This window comes from Pedobacter immunditicola, assembly GCF_037482985.1.
Lineage (GTDB): Bacteria > Bacteroidota > Bacteroidia > Sphingobacteriales > Sphingobacteriaceae > Pedobacter > Pedobacter immunditicola.
The window spans coordinates 32,802-49,913 of sequence record NZ_JBBHKC010000001.1 but is presented as its reverse complement, the minus strand read 5'-3'; the positions used below and the strand labels follow the sequence as shown (position 1 = coordinate 49,913).

Genomic DNA, 17,112 nt, shown 5'->3' with positions numbered 1-17,112 from the left:
ATTATTTAAAATTGATGTTAATACCGAACATAAACGTCTTTACTTGCGGATAAAAACCACCTGTTGAAACTGGTGACTCCGGATCATACCCATAGAAATAATCGCTTGCCGTAAATAAGTTATCTGCTGAAGCGAAAATCCGCAACCTGTCTATGCGCAGCTTTTCAGTAACATTTTTAGGAAGGGTATAACCTACCTGGACGTTCTTTAAACGCAAATAGGAAGCATCTTCCAACCAATGCGTAGACAAACGCTGGTTGTAAGAATACCCATAATTTAACCGAGGGTAACTTCCAGCAGTATTCGTCGGCGTCCACCTGTCTAAATGCACCGCCTGAGGATTAGATCCGTCATTGATAAAAGCATGTCTTGCACCGCCGCCAATCAAACCATCAGCTTTTGCTACACCCTGGAAGAAAAAGCTCATATCAACACCTTTATAACCAAAATTACCTCTAAAACCATAAGTATACCTTGGTATCGCACTTCCTATTACTTCACGGTCATCCGCAGGCGTAATCCTTCCGTCACCATTTAAATCACTGAACATGATATCTCCCGGTTGCATTGGGTAGCTGGAATCATAAGGGAAATTTGGTGTATACTTGTTTGTTGCAGGATCAAGGGTATAATCAGACACCTGGCTTATTCTATTTGCTACAAATCCATAAAAAGCATCTATTGGGTGACCCACCATCCTGATGCGGTCGCCTACGGTTGCAGGGGCATCACCCAGACTGATTACCTTATTCTTTACGTCAGAAACATTAAAGCTGGCACCATAGGTGAAATCCTGTATATTGTCTTTCCACGAAACCATTAACTCCCAGCCCTTGTTCTCCACTTTACCCGCATTTTGTGGCGGATAACCAGTTCCAAGCACATCAGGAAGCGGCACATTTAATAGAATGTTATTTGTTTTGTTCACATAATAATCTGCCGTCACGCTCAGGCGGTTTTGCAGCATCACTAAGTCAATTCCAATATCCTGTTTAGTAACAGATTCCCAGGTCAGTAATTGATTTGGGATTCCCGTTTGTCTGTAACCCACTGTGATTTCGTTTCCAATTGGCATGGTATTTACAGACGTAATTGCGGCCTGGTAAGCGTAATCTGATCCTACTTTATCATTACCCTGGTTTCCATAAGAAGCTCTTATTTTTCCAAATTCGATGAAACCTTTTAAAGGTGCAAAGAAGTTTTCTTCAGAAAAAATCCAGCCTGCAGAACCTGACAAGAAAGTGTTCCAACGTAAGGCTGGTGCAAAGCGTGAAGATCCATCATACCTGAAATTACCTTCCAATAAATATTTCTGATCGAAACTATAATTTAACCGACCAAATACCGATTGCAATGCGTTTTCTGAAGCATCACCATCGTTTAACTGGTTGAGCGTTCCCAGATTGATACTTCCAACATCCTGTGTAGGTACATTGGTACGGCTGGCTAGAAAATGGGTGTTCCCTGTTTCTTCAGAAGATGCACCGGCAAGGGCTTTTACGTAATGTTTTCCTGCGAAGGTTTTTTCATATTCTGCAGTACCGATCACCGTTTGATATAATCCGCTGTAGTCACGGTTATCTATTTTATTAGGATCGTTGGTTTGATAAATCAAAGAATTATCAATGGGACTGTAATAATCAATGGTCTTGGTAAAGATCTCTCTAAAAGAGTTAGATTTTACCAGGCCATATTGACCTTTAATTCTAAATTCGGGGGTGATATTTAAAGTTGCCTGTAAATTTGCCGTAATTTCCTGGGAGGTAAAAACATTTGTTCCACCGTCGGTTGCAATGGCAATAGGATTTGCCGAGCCACCCAAATAACCCCAGCTTCCATTGGTAAATCGAACAGGGACTAAAGGAGAAATGACGTGAGCAGTATAAATAGGGCCACTTCCAGCACCAATTCCCGCGCTCGAGCCTGATACAAGCCTGTCCACATAACCCAGGTTCGCATCAATTTGTAAACGGTCGAATAGGGTAGAACTTAAACGTAACCTTGCATTATGGCGGTTAGCATTAAAACTATCCCCTGTAATTAATCCACCTTCCTTTAAAAAGGAATAAGATGCATAGTAATTCATGTTATTGCCACCGCCTGATAAGTTCAGGTTATGGTTTTGCTGAGGGGCACTTGCTTTATACATCTCCCCTATCCAATTGGTATTGGCATAATAATTCTGATCTGATCCGCTTCTTGCAATACCAATCTGCTCTTCGGTATAGGTTGGATTCGCTCCAGCATTCACTTTTGCTTCGTTTAGAAGCTCCATATAGTCAGTAGAACTTAAAAAACCCGGCAATGCTGTCGGGGTTTGAACTCCAAAATAATTATTATAAGATAATTTTGGTGCTGCATTATGCTGACCCTTTTTTGTAGTTACCAAAATAACACCGTTAGCACCTCTTACCCCATAAATGGAGGATGATGCGGCATCTTTTAATACCGTGATGCTTTCAATATCATCTGGATTCAAGATGTTTAGATTTCCACCTGGAACACCGTCAATCACGACCAAAGGACTCGAGTCGTTCAAAGTACCTACACCACGGATATTGATGGTTCCGCCATTACTACCGGGTAGTGCAGTTGAATTGACAACCGTTACACCTGGCATTTGTCCCTGAAGCATAGATCCTGCAGTGGGAGCTGCCCTTCCTTTGAAAGCTTCGGCACTGACCGTACTGATGGCACCTGTTAAATTGGCTTTCTTTTGCGTGCCATATCCAACCACTACAACCTCATCCAGTAGTTCTTCTGAAGAGCTTAACCTGATCACCAGGTTTGTTTGTGTACTTACAGGAACGTTCTGATCTTTAAATCCGATCATCCTTACCAGGAGCTGATCGTTCGCATTAACTTCTATGCTGAACTTCCCCTGGTTATCAGTGCTTACACTTTTTTTACTTCCCGAAGAAGTAATAATAACTCCAGGTAAACTCTCATTATCCCCCTGGGAAACAACAGTTCCTGTTACAACTTTGCTTTGTGCAGCGACTTGCACACTGAACAACAGGAGCAAAAAAAAGGTAAAAACTCCTTTGATGTGCTCCCCGTAAAATTTTAGTAGCGTTTTTTTCATTGATAGATTTTTGTGTTTTAAGCGTAATGAAGCTATCAAGCTCGTCCATTGCCATTTGGACTCCAAGCTTATGACGGTTTCATATAATTTGTGTGTTTTCTCAATATTTTGCCTAAAGATGAATTATTACTTTATGATTGGCAAATATTTGGAGCAAAGGACAGCATAAATCGCTTCGTTTAGGTTAACACAGTGTTAAGTTCTGATTAAATCGACGTAACAAGTTTGTAGCTCAGGAGTAACGGGGGTTAAAAAAAAAGGCCGGATAATTCTTAAAAGAATTATCCGGCCTTTAACACTCGATTATGTTTTTCTTCCTAATTAAGGATTGAAAGCTAATGAAAGATAATAGATAGCACCAACCATTGGGTTACCAAAAGAAGTGCTGTAATATTTATTGAGCAGGTTTGATCCGCCTAATTTAATGACTGAATTTACAGAAGGAATTTTTAAGTTAACCTGGGCATCAAAAGTGCTGTATGCTGGTACAATTCCACTGGAGAAAGTAGAATTCCACATAAATTCATCCTGCCAGCGGTATTGCACATTAAAACCAAAGTTCTTCACCAGCTCCCTGCTGCCGAATCCCAAATTATACCTGATTTCTGGCGTATTAAAACTGTTAATGAAGTTTTCAGGAACGTCACCGATTTTATTATAAGAAACGTTACCAGAAGCGTTAAATTTTCCAATGATGTAATCAAGTCCGAATGCTGCACCATATGAATCCAGGTTTTCAGCAAGGTTTGTAGGCACACTAAATTTGGTAGTGGTCGTTGGTGTTGGTCCTGAAGGATTAGGAATAGGATTCTGATAAAGATCTACCCCACCGATGAAATCTTTATAGATACTATAATAACCATAAGTGTCAATCATTAAGTTAGGGCCTAATAAGCCTTTGTAACCAATTTCAAAAGACTGTACACTTTCAGGGCGTATTCCTCCTGGCTCTAAATTATAGTTGACAAGTACCCCAGGGTTAGGCGTTCCTGCTGCCGCAGTAGCAAGGAAAGCCCGGTAACTAGCCGCAGTAACAGGGATATTGGTTAGCAGTCCATATTTATTAATCAATTCAGGCAAGCCCCCAATTAAGCGGGTTGAGCCACCACCCACTGCAAGATCGATATATTGATCCTGTGTGGTCGGGTTCCGGTAACCGGTTTGATATGATACCCTGATGTTGTTGTTAGGCGCTACGGTATATACACCAGTGATACGGGGTGTAAAACGTCCTTCAAAATTTTCACTCTTATCATATCTGCCGGCCAGGGTAAGTTTCAGCTTGTCAGCAAAAAGCCTTTTACCAATCTGTGCGAAAGCACCAGCCTCATTGATAACAATATCCCGGGTAAGGTCATCAAAGATGGTACCATCAGAATGCAGGAAATAATTTCTGTACGAGGCACCCACCTGGAACTCGACCACATTATTGAACAGGTTAGTAAGGTTATACATACCCTCGTAATGATACAAATTGGTCTTATCTTGGAACTTAGCCCCGTTTTGTGGACCAATCGGTTTTGAAGTGATCACTTCTTTAGCAGTTTCAAAACCTGCAGAACCTGGCAGCAACCTTCCGACATCCGCCCGTGATCGTGCAAAAGCTTGTGCCGCTTCATCAGGCTGCCCCGCAGCCCTGGCACCTAAGTAATTGGCAATATACTGTGGAAACCACTGCGTGGATGGCTTCCAGGCCTCGTTGATAAACGTCCCTAGAATAGTGGCATTATAGGCCTCTCCAGATCTTTCCTGCGTCGTATAAGCCCTTAAAAAGAAATCCTGTCCTTTCAATTCCAATTTATATTGACCGATATTGAAATTTCTCAACGAATAACGATCTGTACCAGTGTACACAGAAGTTCCAGTACCCCAGTTAATTTGTGCTATAGCCTCTAAAGATTTAGAAAACCGATAATTAAGGGAAGTGGAAGTTTTCAATGATTTTGTATCATAGTCCACTAAATCCTGCTCGGCATAGCCCGTTCTGGACACAAACTGGTTAGGAATGGCACCGTTTCTTAAGCCAAAATAAAAAGGCAGGTAATTTTGAACCGTAGGTCTTAAAGCAGCAGGAAGATTACCTAAAAATGCGGCCTGTTGTGCTGTAGTAGCTGCAGCTGGCAAGCTTACATCCAGCAAATTTTTGATATTGAGCGTTCCTCCTGTGGCAGCAAGAATGCCGGCAATCGTTTGTGAGGCCACACTTTGAGACACGTTAATCATATTCTGGTTAATCTCATCTCCATAGGTGTTTATCCCATCATAATTGGGATCAGAGCCTCTGTCGCCACTCTTCAATTGTCTTGCCACACGGTCGAAATTCCGGTTATCTGTTGCAAACCAGTCCTTCGCCTGTAAAAAAGAGAAAGAGGTCTTGATCCCGAATTTATTGTTCCAGGCTTTGGCCAGACGAAGATCCATCTGGTTGTAAGGCTCAACAGAGCTATTTCCGTCATTAACATGGTTAATACCGGTTTTATACTGAAAACTGACTCCCTGGTAATCAAATGGATTTTTTGAAGTCATTAACAAGGTTCCGTTGATACCACCCGCACCATACAATGCCGAGGAAGCACCCGGTAGTAATTCCACATTATCGACATCCAATTCTGAAAGGCCGACAATATTTCCTACAGAAAAATTCAATCCCGGTGCCTGATTATCCATACCATCGACAAACTGATTGAAACGGGTATTACCATTAGAGTTAAAACCCCGGGTATTGATGGATTTAAAAGTTAAACTTTGTGTGCTCATCTCCACCCCTTTCATATTACTGATGGCATCATAAAAAGAGGCTGCAGGTGTTTCCCTAACGATGTTGGCATTCATCCGCTCAATGGTTACCGGAGATTCAAGGATACGCTCTGGCGTTCTCGAAGCTGAAATGACAACTTCCTGGCCTAAAATTGCTGTACTTTCCAATTCAATCTGCAGCTGCGTACTGCTTTCGGTGATCGTTCTTTCTGCAGTAGTGTAGCCTAAAAAAGAAATCACAACCGTGAAAGGGGGTCTTTCAGTGGTACTAAATGAGAAATTTCCATTTTCGTTGGTGGCGGTTCCAACAGTGGTTCCCTTTACAGTAATACTTACACCCGGTATTGGTTCTCTGGTGAGCTTATCCCTGACGGTTCCACTAACCACGATGCTTTGGGCCTGCGCAGATAAGGCTGTCGCAAAGCAAACCAGAAGCATTAAAACTGCTTTTGTAATTTTTTTAATCATACACTGAATTATTATTTGGTTTAACTTTATATAAATTTAACATAATTAATTAAACTCCCAAACAGTATTTCACTAATGATTTTGTCACCAAACAACATTACGTTGTATTTGATTTAAGTTTTATTAAATTGCCTTGCCAAATTGAATAATTTTAAAGAGATGAATAAAGTAAAAGCGCTCATTTGCCTGCTCATTCCATTGTTGTTAATTTACGGATTCAACACGAAATTTGGACAGCTACCACCCTTATTGAAATTTTTAAATCCCTTTTCTGGTTTCTGGCAGAATGCCGAACCCTTAAAAGTTACCCGCAGCAATGCAGTGGTTCTAAAGGGAACAAAGGAAACTGTAGATATCACGTTTGATGACCGCATGATCCCACATATTTTCGCCAAAAATGATGACGACCTGTATTTTGCGCAAGGTTATGTAACCGCGATGCACCGTTTATGGCAAATGGATTTTCAAACGCGTTTTGCTGCCGGCAGACTGTCTGAGGTGGTGGGCATACAGGCCATAGAACTGGACCGTTACCAGCGCCGGATTGGTATGGTTTATGGAGCGGAAAAATCACTGGAAGGTATGATGGAGAATCCTAAGTCTAAAGCGATGATTTTGGCCTATACCGCAGGCATCAATGCTTATATCCATTCCCTCTCCAATGCTAATTTACCCGTAGAATATAAGATACTTGATTTCAAGCCTGAAGATTGGACACCACTTAAATGTGCAATTTTGTTGAAACAGATGTCAGCGGTTTTAGCGATGGGTTCTGATGAATTTAACATGAGCAATATCCTAAAGAAATTTGGACCTGAAGTAACCAATAACCTTTTCCCTGACTATCCTTTTAGAGAAGACCCTATTATCCCTAAGGACACCAGATGGGATTTTACACCCCTGCGTGTTCCGGCAGTTCCCCAAGGCTTTAACCAGTTGAGCACCGGGACCATTGAAACGAAGCAAAAAGTGGATGGCATAGGAAGTAATAACTGGGCATTATCGGGAGAGAAAACAGCTTCCGGTTATCCCATTCTTGCTAATGACCCCCATTTAAACCTTACTTTACCTTCTATCTGGTATCAGATCCAACTGCATGCACCAGGTATAAATGCTTATGGCGTTTCATTGCCGGGCGCACCTGGCATCACCATCGGGTTCAACGAAAGCATTGCCTGGGGTGTTACCAATGTGGCCGCAGATGTGCTGGACTACTACCAGATCAAATTTAAAGACAACAGTCACCAGCGCTACTGGTACAACAACAAATGGAATAATACCAGCCAAAGACTGGAAACCATCAAAATACGGGGCAAAAAGACAGTTACAGACACCGTTACCTATACCCACCATGGTCCGGTCGTGTATTTCCAAAAGCCAAAAAATCTGGACTTAGCCAAGAATATCCCTGTAGGCCATGCTTTACGTTGGATAGCACACGACAAGTCCAATGAACTGCTCACCTTTTATCATTTAAATCGGGGAAAGAATTATAACGACTATCGCAAAGCCTTGACCTACTATACTGCACCGGCGCAGAATTTTGCTTTTGCTTCGGTAGATAACGATATTGCCATTACGCCTACAGGAAAGTTCCCGTTAAAATGGAAAAACCAGGGCAAATTTATTTTGGATGGGACGGATCCAAAAAGCGACTGGCAGGGCTGGATTCCGGCGGAGCAAAACCCGACCGTTAAAAATCCGCCAAGAAATTTCGTCAGTTCCGCTAACCAAAGCTCCACAGATCCGTCATACCCTTATTACATCAACTGGGAATTCAGCTCTTACGAACGTGGTAAGCGCATCAATGACCTGCTTTCAAAAATGGATAAGGTTACGGCCGACAGCATGAAAGTCATGCAACGTGATGCTTACAGCTTATTTGCAGAAAATCTGCTTCCGGGCATATTACCAAAAATAGAATTCAGCCAGTTAAATGCCACGCAAAGGGAGGCTTTGATTCTTGTCAACAAATGGAATAAATATTATAACGCCGACGAGATTGCGGCGAGTATTTTTGAACTATGGTCCAAGCGCCTTTTCTTTAACATCTGGGATGATGAGTTTACCATTGCCAATGTGCCAATGCGCTATCCTTCGAGAGACCGAACCATTGAACTGATCTTAAATGAACCCAATGCGCCATGGTTTGATAATGTGAAAACTTCTAAAAAAGAAAGCTTGAAAGATCTGGTGAATGAGTCCTTCAAATATACCTGTGATAGCCTGGAAAAAAAATATGGATCTATCGGCAAGGGATGGGAATGGGCAAATGTTAAAGCCACCCATGTGCCCCACCTGGCACGAATCCCTGGGTTCGGCACTAAAACAATTTATAACGGCGGGTCTAAAAGCACCATCAATGCCCTGAGCGAAACCAATGGGCCATCCTGGAGAATGGTGGTGGAATTGGGCAAAACACCCAAAGGTTATGGCGTATATCCCGGCGGACAATCAGGCAATCCAGGAAGTCCTTTCTATAATGATATGACAGCTACCTGGGCCGAGGGAGAACTTTACGATCTCTATTTAATGAAAACAGCAAATGACGCCTCTGCTAAAATTATTTCTAATTTAAAAATCACTAATAAATAACTATGGTTTTCCTTATTATTTTAATTGCTTCCTTTGTTTTGCAGTTTATCGCTCCATGGTGGGCAATCGTGATCATCTCTTTTGCTGTGTGCGGTTTATTTAGCAAAACCGCCAAAATTGCACTCTGGTCGCCTTTTTTAGCGATATTATTACTGTGGATAGGCATGGCGTTATTTAAAAGTATTCCGAACGACCATGTGTTGGCCACAAGGGTGGGCGAAATGATGATGGTAAAATCATGGATCCCGATATTGCTCTTAAGTGGTATCATGGGTGGTTTTGTGGCTGCAATCAGTGGCTTTTGTGGTTATCATTTCCGCAAAGCCCTGTTAAGAAAAAGCATTATTAAAAAAGAATTGCAACCCTCAAACTAAATCTAGTTGCGTATTTTTACCGGGTGAATGCAATCAATGAAATTTTTACTATCAACAGCGTAGCGGCTTTTGAGGCACAGGCTGTCGCTATATTTAAGCAGCAGGCGGAAAATTGTGCCGTTTATAAATCTTATCTGTACCATTTGGGAATTGAACCTGCCAGGATTAACCAGGTTGAGGCTATCCCCTATTTACCGATTTCATTTTTCAAGACCCATGAGGTGCTGAGCGATAACCGTAAACCGGAAATTGTTTTCAGTAGTTCAGGTACCACCGGCATGGTGCAAAGTAAACACCTGGTAACGGATGTAAAGGTTTATGAAGATAGCTTCAATAAAACCTTTGCGCAGTTTTACGGAAATATTGAAGACACCTGTTTATTGGCTCTGCTTCCCTCTTACCTGGAAAGAGACGGATCTTCATTGATCTACATGGTTGATGCCTTGTTAAAGCAAAGCAAACACCCGGAGAGCGGTTATTTCCTGCACAATTACGAGGAGCTGTACAAAACCTTGCAACAATTGCAGTTGGCCGGACAAAAAACAATTTTGATTGGTGTTACCTACGCGCTACTTGATTTTCTGGAGGCCTTTCCCTTGAATTTCCCTGAACTTATTGTGATGGAAACTGGTGGCATGAAAGGAAAAAGGAAAGAAATGGTCAGGGAAGAGCTGCATGAAGTATTGAAAGGGGGCTTTGGTGTTTCGGCTATTCATAGCGAATACGGAATGACGGAGTTGCTATCCCAGGCTTACTCGGCCGGGGAAGGAATATTCAATTGCCCTCCATGGATGAAAGTGGTACTCAGAGATACCAATGATCCATTAAGTTTACTGAAAAACAAGCAAACCGGCGGGATCAATGTGATTGACCTAGCCAATATCAATTCCTGTTCTTTTATCGCCACGCAGGATTTAGGAAGGCTTCATCCTGATGGCTCATTTGAAGTCCTGGGACGTTTTGACCATGCTGATATCCGGGGCTGTAATTTACTGGTACAGTAACACTTGCTGGTACTTAAGTTTAAAGGAACACCACCGTTACGCCGCTGTTGCCATGAACCTTCACCGGGATGCCGCCACCATTTAATGTTCCATGGATGCTGCGCTGGTCATTCTGACCATTGAAGTTTTTTAACGGACCAACTTTTAAACGATCGCCATCCACCTTCAGGTTTAACCCTTTGTCGCCCGGAATTTCAACATTGATATTTCCACCGGCACTGCTTACACTAACGTACTTGCCGAGCTCTTTGATGGATATATTCATGCTGCCCCCACTCGTAGATGTTTCAAGGCTGCAGCTTAGTCCACTTAAATTAACACTACCGCCAGAAGTGCTGGTGATCAGTTCTCCTTTGATATCACTGCCATTGATACTTCCGCCACTTGTTGTGGCATTGACTGTTCCCTGCAAACCGTTAAGCTTTAGCGAACCACCGGAAGTGCTGAGTGAAATCGTGCCACTGCTGTTTTCAGCGTGTATACTACCACCGGATGTTCTGCCATTAACTTCTCCCTTTAGCTGATTGATGTGTAAACTGCCACCACTGGTCGTAAAATCCTGGCTCCCTGTTAAACCGGATAAGCTGATGCTTCCACCGCTGGTATTGAGCTCCGTGGATACATTTTGAGGAACATATATTCTGTAGGAAATGCTCAGTTGTCTTTTCCAGTTGAAACTGCCTTTAGGTTTTGCGGTTACATTCAACACCTGGTTAGTCACCGCTATTTTCAAATCATAATCTTCTTCCAGTTTCTTGCGAAGCTCTTCCCTACTTAAACGGCTGTTTGTATTCCCGGATGGCCTCACATAAACTTCGAGCCTGGGTTCACCTGATTGAACCGAGGTAACGGTGATGCTGCCCCCAGAGGTTCGCGCATTTACCTTGTTGATAGATTTCCCCTTTAGAGATTGTGTTAAATAGGGATCCTTCTCGGTATTGAATTGAGCATGAACTGCAATGCTGAAATTTACCAGCAATAAAAGTAGTAGAATTGGCTTCATGGTGAGAATTGTTTACATAAAGATAAACAACAGCCTGACCTGAAACAAATGAATTTAATTAAAATAACAATATATTTCACAAACCCTTTACCGGGCTTCCCCAGGGCATTGGCAGGGCATTGTTAGGGCTAATTGCCCTACTTAGGCCCTACCAATGCCCTACCAACCCTTAACCAACGCCCTATTAAACATGAAAATAGCCTAGCACTCAGTTCATCGAAATGCCTGAGTGCCAAAATTTGCCATAAATGATTTCCGCTATGGAGTTGAGGTTATTTTAAAGTTTAATCAGCAATGATCAAAAAGTAGTTTTTCTTTCCTTTCTGTACGATAAGAAACCGGTTATTGAGCAGGTTTGCTGCATTAAAAACCGTAGAGCCATCTTTAATTTTTTCTTTATTAAGTGATACTCCACCCCCCTGGATTAATTTTTTAGCTTCCCCTTTGGAGGCGAAAATTTTGGTTTGCTCTGCCAGTAATGTCGACGCATCAAGACCATTTGCAAGGTCCGCTTTGGCAACCTGGTATTGAGGGATCCCTTCAAAGATTTCCATCACCTGCTCATTATTTAAGGTAGCGAAGAATTCCAGTGATCCGTTACCGAATAAAAATTCAGAAGTTTTTATGGCTGTTTCCAGCGCTTCTTCAGAATGAACTTTAATGGTAATATCCTCGGCAAGGGATTTTTGCAAGATGCGCAAATGCGGGGCAGCATCGTGCTGTATTTCTAAGGCTTCAATTTCTTCTCTGGTTTTTAAAGTGAAAATCCTGATCCATTTTTTTACATCATCATCAGAAGCATTTAACCAGAACTGGTAAAATTTATAAGGCGATGTTTTAGCAGCATCAAGCCACACAGCGCCGCTCTCTGTTTTTCCGAATTTTGTACCATCAGCTTTTTTGATCAGTTGTGTGGTAATCGCATAAGCAGTTCCACTGTCTTTTCTACGGATCAGCTCGGTGCCGGTAACAATATTCCCCCACTGGTCTGATCCACCCATCTGTAACATACAGTTGTGATTTTTCCACAGGTAGTAAAAATCATAACCCTGTATCAACTGGTAACAGAATTCTGTAAATGATAAACCAGCACCACCATCCCCTTCCAAACGTTTTTTAACGCTGTCTTTGGCCATCATATAATTTACGGTAATGTGTTTACCAATATCCCTGATAAAATCAAGAAAATGGTAATCTTTCAGCCAATCGGCATTATTCACCATTACAGCATCATTTCCAGTATCACCAAAATTTAAAAAGCGGCTCAACTGGTCTTTAAGACCCTGCAGGTTTTTAGCCAGAATCTCCTCGGTCAGCAGGTTTCTTTCGTCAGATTTACCTGAGGGATCACCCACCATTCCGGTAGCACCACCAACCAATGCAAAAGGCTTATGGCCAGCACGTTGAAAATGTATCAGCGTCATGATCTGGGTTAAATGGCCAACATGTAGAGAGTCTGCGGTAGGGTCAAATCCGATATAACCGGCAGTCATACCTTCATTTAATTTCTCTTCTGTATTGGGCATGATATCATGTAACATCCCTCTCCAACGTAACTCTTCAACAAAATTGGTCATCTTTATCCTTTTGCCGCAAATATAGGAAAAGCTACGGGATCAGGTAAAATTGAAACCGCGATATCCAAAATTTACAAAGAAATTAAGTATTTTTAATGCAATGAACTTTTTATCCCATTATTATTTCGAGAAGCAGGAATCAGATTGTCATCTGATCATTGGGGTGGTATTGCCTGATTTTATCAAAAATGCGCATAAAGACTGGAACCTGAATCCACAAAAAGAAGCGCATCTATTTTTAAATCACCCTGGTGAGGCATCGATTTTAAAGGGATGGAACAGGCATTTAGAGGTAGACCGTTTGTTTCATTGTTCAGATTTTTTTATTACCCAAACAGCTATTTTAAAGCAGCTGCTGATGCCTGCCTTGCACACCGGTCCTGTAAAGCCTTTCTTTTTAGCACATATCGGACTGGAGTTGGTGTTAGACCACCTCTTGACCACCCGGGGCCTGGTAAACATCAACCGCTTTTACGAACATTTACACCGCGCCAATACCTCATGTCTGGAATCTTTTTTACTAAAGGCCGGCATTAATGACCTGGATTTGTTTTTTAATTTTTTAAACGGCTTCATCTCCAGCCGCTATTTGCTCAGTTATCAAAAGATAGAAAACATTTCTTATGCCCTTAACCGCATTTGCATGCGGTTGTGGAATGACCCGTTCACAGATGCACAAATCAACCAGCTTACCGACTGTTTAATTGTTTACAGAAACTCCATTGAGCCTGAATATATGAGCATTTTCAAGGAGATTGAAAAGAAATTATAATGGTCACAATTGTGCATCCTCATGATCGCCATCTTTTTGTACCTTCGCATTTATGTCAATTTCAGCTATAAAAGATACAATGGATGCTTTGGTTAAGGAGCTTAACCAGCATTCGTATAACTATTATGTTCTTGCAATGCCTACCATTGCAGATTATGAGTTTGATAAAAAACTAGAGGAGCTGAGCAAACTGGAGCAGCAGTATCCAGAATTTGCGGACCCTGATTCGCCAACCTTAAAAGTTGGCGGAGAAATTACCAAAAGCTTTGTCACCGTAGACCATAAATGGCCCATGCTTTCTTTGGGCAATACCTATAATGAACAGGATTTACTTGATTTTGATGACCGGATCAAAAGATCGATCGGGGATAATTTTGAATATGTATGTGAACTGAAATTTGATGGCTTATCCATCAGTCTTACTTACGAACAAAACAAACTGGTTCGTGCAGTAACCCGCGGCGATGGAAGAAGAGGTGATGATGTAACCTGCAACGTAAAGACCATCAGTAACATCCCCCATCACCTAAAAACCAATGCGGCGCCGGAACTTTTTGAACTAAGGGGAGAAATATTCATGCACCGTACCGCTTTTGAACGGCTAAATAAGGATAGGGAAGAATTGGGTGAACTTGCTTATGCCAACCCAAGAAATTTTGCTGCCGGCACCATTAAAATGCAGGATTCAAGAGAGGTGGCCAAAAGGCCTTTGGATTGCTTTTTATATTCCCTGCATACGGATAAAACGTATTTCAGAACACATTGGGAGAGTTTGCAAACTTTAAAATCCTGGGGTTTCCACATCAGCGAACACAGTATACTTGCACCGACGATTACAGAAGTTATCGCTTTTATCAAAAAATGGGAAACTGAACGTTTCAAGCTGAGTTATGATATCGACGGGATAGTGTTGAAAGTAAACAGTTATGCGCAGCAGGAGGAATTAGGATTTACTGCTAAATCTCCGCGATGGGCCATTTCGTATAAATTTAAAGCGGAGGAAGTGGAAACCATCCTTGAAAAGGTGACTTACCAGGTGGGCAGAACAGGTGCAGTAACCCCTGTAGCAAATTTGAAACCTGTGCTATTGGCAGGTACAACTGTAAAAAGGGCTACCTTACATAATGCCAACGAAATTGAAAGACTGGATTTACATGTGGGCGACAGTGTATTTGTGGAAAAAGGGGGAGAAATCATCCCCAAAATAATTAATGTTAACCTCGAAAAAAGGCAGGCTGCAGCAGAGAAAGTCATTTATCCGGTCATTTGTCCGGAATGTGGCAGCGCCTTAATCAGGAAAGATGGGGAAGTCGCTTTTTATTGTCCGAATGACGAAGGTTGTCCACCACAGATCGTGGGTAAAATACAACACTTCATTAGCAGGAAGGCCATGAATATTGATGGACTGGGTGATGAAACGATTGAAACTTTTTACCAGAAAGGCTTGATCAGGCATATCAGTGATCTTTATACTTTAAAGGACAAAGCGGTGGAGCTGAAAACCATCGCCCGTTTTGGGGAGAAGTCCATTGATAATATGTTAAAAGGTATTGAATTATCTAAACAGATGCCTTTTGAAAAAGTACTGTTCGGCCTGGGTATCCGCTATGTTGGTGAAACTGTAGCGAGGAAACTGGCCATAGCCACAAAAAATATGGAAAGGCTGGCCACGGCGTCTTTGGAAGAACTGGTGGCCATTGATGAAATAGGTCAGCGGATAGCGGAAAGCATCAGGGAATACTTCAGTAAGCCGGAACATTTACAACAAATTGAGCTTTTAAAAAGCCATGGTTTACAATTTGAAGCAAAAGAAATTGAAATTACACTAGAAAGTGATAAATTTACTGGAAAAACATTCGTAATTTCGGGGGTTTTCGAAAAATTCAACAGGGAAGAGTTAAAAGCCCTGATTGAAAGCAATGGAGGGAAAATACTCAGCAGTATTTCTGCTAAACTCCATTATCTTGTTGCAGGTGACAATATGGGACCTTCAAAACTGGAAAAAGCACAGAAACTGAATGTTCCACTGATCTCAGCGGACGAATTATTAGAGATGTTGAAATAAATAAAAAAATGAAAAAATTTCATGGAACTGGTGTTGCGATAGTAACACCTTTTAATGCAAATGGGTCGGTAGATTTTGAAGGGTTAAAAAACCTAATCAATTACCTGATAGACGGTAAGGTAGAATACCTGGTATCTTTAGGAACCACAGGAGAAGCATCAACACTCAATAAGGACGAAAAGAAGAAGATCTGGGAATTTACAGCGGAGGTTAACAACGGCCGTTTGCCATTGGTTGCGGGCATAGGCGGCAACAATACAGCAGAGCTTATTCAGGATATTAAAAGTTTCGAAACTACAGGCTATGATGCGATTCTGTCTGCCAGTCCGTATTATAATAAACCAAGCCAGGAGGGTATTTATCAGCACTATAAAGCGTTAAGCGAAACGAGTCCCTTGCCTTTATTTTTATATAATGTTCCCGGAAGAACAGCGAGTAATGTAAGTCCGGAAACAACATGCAGACTAGCCCATGATTTTAAGAACATCATAGGCACCAAGGAGGCTTCGGCTAGCTTCGACCAGTTTAGTCAGATTCTGCGCGACAAGCCAAAGGATTTTATGTTAATATCTGGTGATGATCCTGCTGCCCTGCCGATGATATCCATGGGAGCTGTAGGTGTGATTTCTGTTATTGGTAATGCTTTGCCACAGCAATTTTCAGACATGATCAGGTTATGCCTGGCTGGTAATTTCAAGGCCGCAGCACCGGTACATTTAAAATTGATAGAATTTACACGTTTAATGTTTGCTGAAGGAAACCCTTCGGGGGTTAAAGCGGCGCTTAAATACCTTGGTGTATGTGGCGCTGAGGTAAGATTACCTTTAGTAAGTGCAACCACTAACCTGGAGCAGCTCATCATCAAAGAGATTGAAAAAATTGGTGCATCTCAATTTCAGCAGGTGAACGGATAAATATTTCTGCCAGCCATATAGACAAAAAAAGAGAGCCTGTATCGCCAAATGATACAGGCTCTTGTTTTTCTTACCCGTTAAAGACACGTATGTTATATGTTACGCTTCTTTGTTTTTTGCAGCCTGAATTTCTAAACGGATAGTTTGAGCAAGATTTTTAACATCTTGAAGCCCTTTTCTCACTCTTGTACCAGCAGCGCTGTTCGCTTTATTATAAAACTTGTCAGCATCTGCTTCCAGACCATTGATCAGGTCCTTAAGTTCATTAAATTTCTCGATCTTTGCCATTTTAATTCTTTTGGTTTATTGGTTATAGGTTAATACTGTTACTAAAATAGGATGTTTATTCTAATAAAAAAATTTTTCACCATAAAAAAAGGCCTTTAAAAGCACTTTACCGTGCTATTTCACAATAATAAGTTTTAATTAAAAATCCGGTATAAAACAAAAAACGGCCTTCAAATGCATTGAAGGCCGTTTTCAACAATTAAATATAAG

Annotated in this window: 11 protein-coding genes; 6 read left to right on the top strand and 5 right to left on the bottom strand. The window is 41.5% G+C overall.

Going from position 1 to position 17,112, the window contains the following annotated elements:
- Window position 1: 1 nt before the first annotated feature.
- Window positions 2-3,085 (bottom strand): SusC/RagA family TonB-linked outer membrane protein, encoded by a 3,084-nt coding sequence (locus tag WG905_RS00185; RefSeq protein ID WP_339589661.1) that lies wholly within the window; start codon window positions 3,083-3,085, stop codon window positions 2-4.
- A 321-nt stretch (window positions 3,086-3,406) separates the two neighbouring features.
- Window positions 3,407-6,310 (bottom strand): TonB-dependent receptor domain-containing protein, encoded by a 2,904-nt coding sequence (locus WG905_RS00180; protein ID WP_339589660.1) that lies wholly within the window; start codon window positions 6,308-6,310, stop codon window positions 3,407-3,409.
- Between the two features lie 159 nt (window positions 6,311-6,469).
- Here WG905_RS00180 and WG905_RS00175 point away from each other — a divergent pair, with 159 nt between their 5' ends.
- The 3 genes from WG905_RS00175 to WG905_RS00165 are packed head-to-tail and all read left to right on the top strand — an operon-like array spanning window position 6,470 to window position 10,283.
- Window positions 6,470-8,905 carry a penicillin acylase family protein gene (locus tag WG905_RS00175; RefSeq protein ID WP_339589659.1) on the top strand — a complete coding sequence of 812 codons (2,436 nt, stop codon included), beginning with the start codon at window positions 6,470-6,472 and terminating at the stop codon, window positions 8,903-8,905.
- Window positions 8,906-8,907: 2 nt separating this feature from the next.
- A complete protein-coding gene (locus WG905_RS00170) occupies window positions 8,908-9,279 on the top strand; it encodes a hypothetical protein (protein WP_339589658.1) in 372 nt (123 codons plus the stop codon).
- A gap of 23 nt (window positions 9,280-9,302) precedes the next feature.
- Window positions 9,303-10,283: a LuxE/PaaK family acyltransferase gene (locus tag WG905_RS00165; RefSeq protein WP_339589657.1), complete on the top strand. Its 981-nt coding sequence runs from the start codon at window positions 9,303-9,305 to the stop codon at window positions 10,281-10,283.
- 19 nt (window positions 10,284-10,302) lie between these two features.
- Here WG905_RS00165 and WG905_RS00160 read toward each other — a convergent pair whose 3' ends face one another.
- Together WG905_RS00160 and tyrS are read right to left on the bottom strand one after the other, a co-directional pair.
- The gene (locus WG905_RS00160) at window positions 10,303-11,286 is read right to left on the bottom strand and encodes a DUF4097 family beta strand repeat-containing protein (protein WP_339589656.1); all 984 of its coding nucleotides are present in this window, start codon (window positions 11,284-11,286) and stop codon (window positions 10,303-10,305) included.
- Between the two features lie 284 nt (window positions 11,287-11,570).
- Complete coding sequence (gene tyrS, locus WG905_RS00155) at window positions 11,571-12,863, bottom strand: tyrosine--tRNA ligase (protein WP_339589655.1); 1,293 nt, start codon at window positions 12,861-12,863, stop codon at window positions 11,571-11,573.
- 100 nt (window positions 12,864-12,963) lie between these two features.
- Between tyrS and WG905_RS00150 the strand changes: the two genes are divergently transcribed.
- The 3 genes from WG905_RS00150 to dapA are packed head-to-tail and all read left to right on the top strand — an operon-like array spanning window position 12,964 to window position 16,614.
- Window positions 12,964-13,635 carry an ACP phosphodiesterase gene (locus WG905_RS00150; protein ID WP_339589654.1) on the top strand — a complete coding sequence of 224 codons (672 nt, stop codon included), beginning with the start codon at window positions 12,964-12,966 and terminating at the stop codon, window positions 13,633-13,635.
- Window positions 13,636-13,687: 52 nt separating this feature from the next.
- The gene (ligA, locus tag WG905_RS00145; protein WP_339589653.1) at window positions 13,688-15,700 is read left to right on the top strand and encodes an NAD-dependent DNA ligase LigA; all 2,013 of its coding nucleotides are present in this window, start codon (window positions 13,688-13,690) and stop codon (window positions 15,698-15,700) included.
- An 8-nt stretch (window positions 15,701-15,708) separates the two neighbouring features.
- Window positions 15,709-16,614: a 4-hydroxy-tetrahydrodipicolinate synthase gene (gene dapA, locus WG905_RS00140; RefSeq protein WP_339589652.1), complete on the top strand. Its 906-nt coding sequence runs from the start codon at window positions 15,709-15,711 to the stop codon at window positions 16,612-16,614.
- A 99-nt stretch (window positions 16,615-16,713) separates the two neighbouring features.
- Here dapA and WG905_RS00135 read toward each other — a convergent pair whose 3' ends face one another.
- Entirely contained in the window at window positions 16,714-16,902 is a 189-nt protein-coding gene (locus WG905_RS00135) for a histone H1 (protein ID WP_339589651.1), read from the bottom strand.
- Window positions 16,903-17,112: the final 210 nt, after the last annotated feature.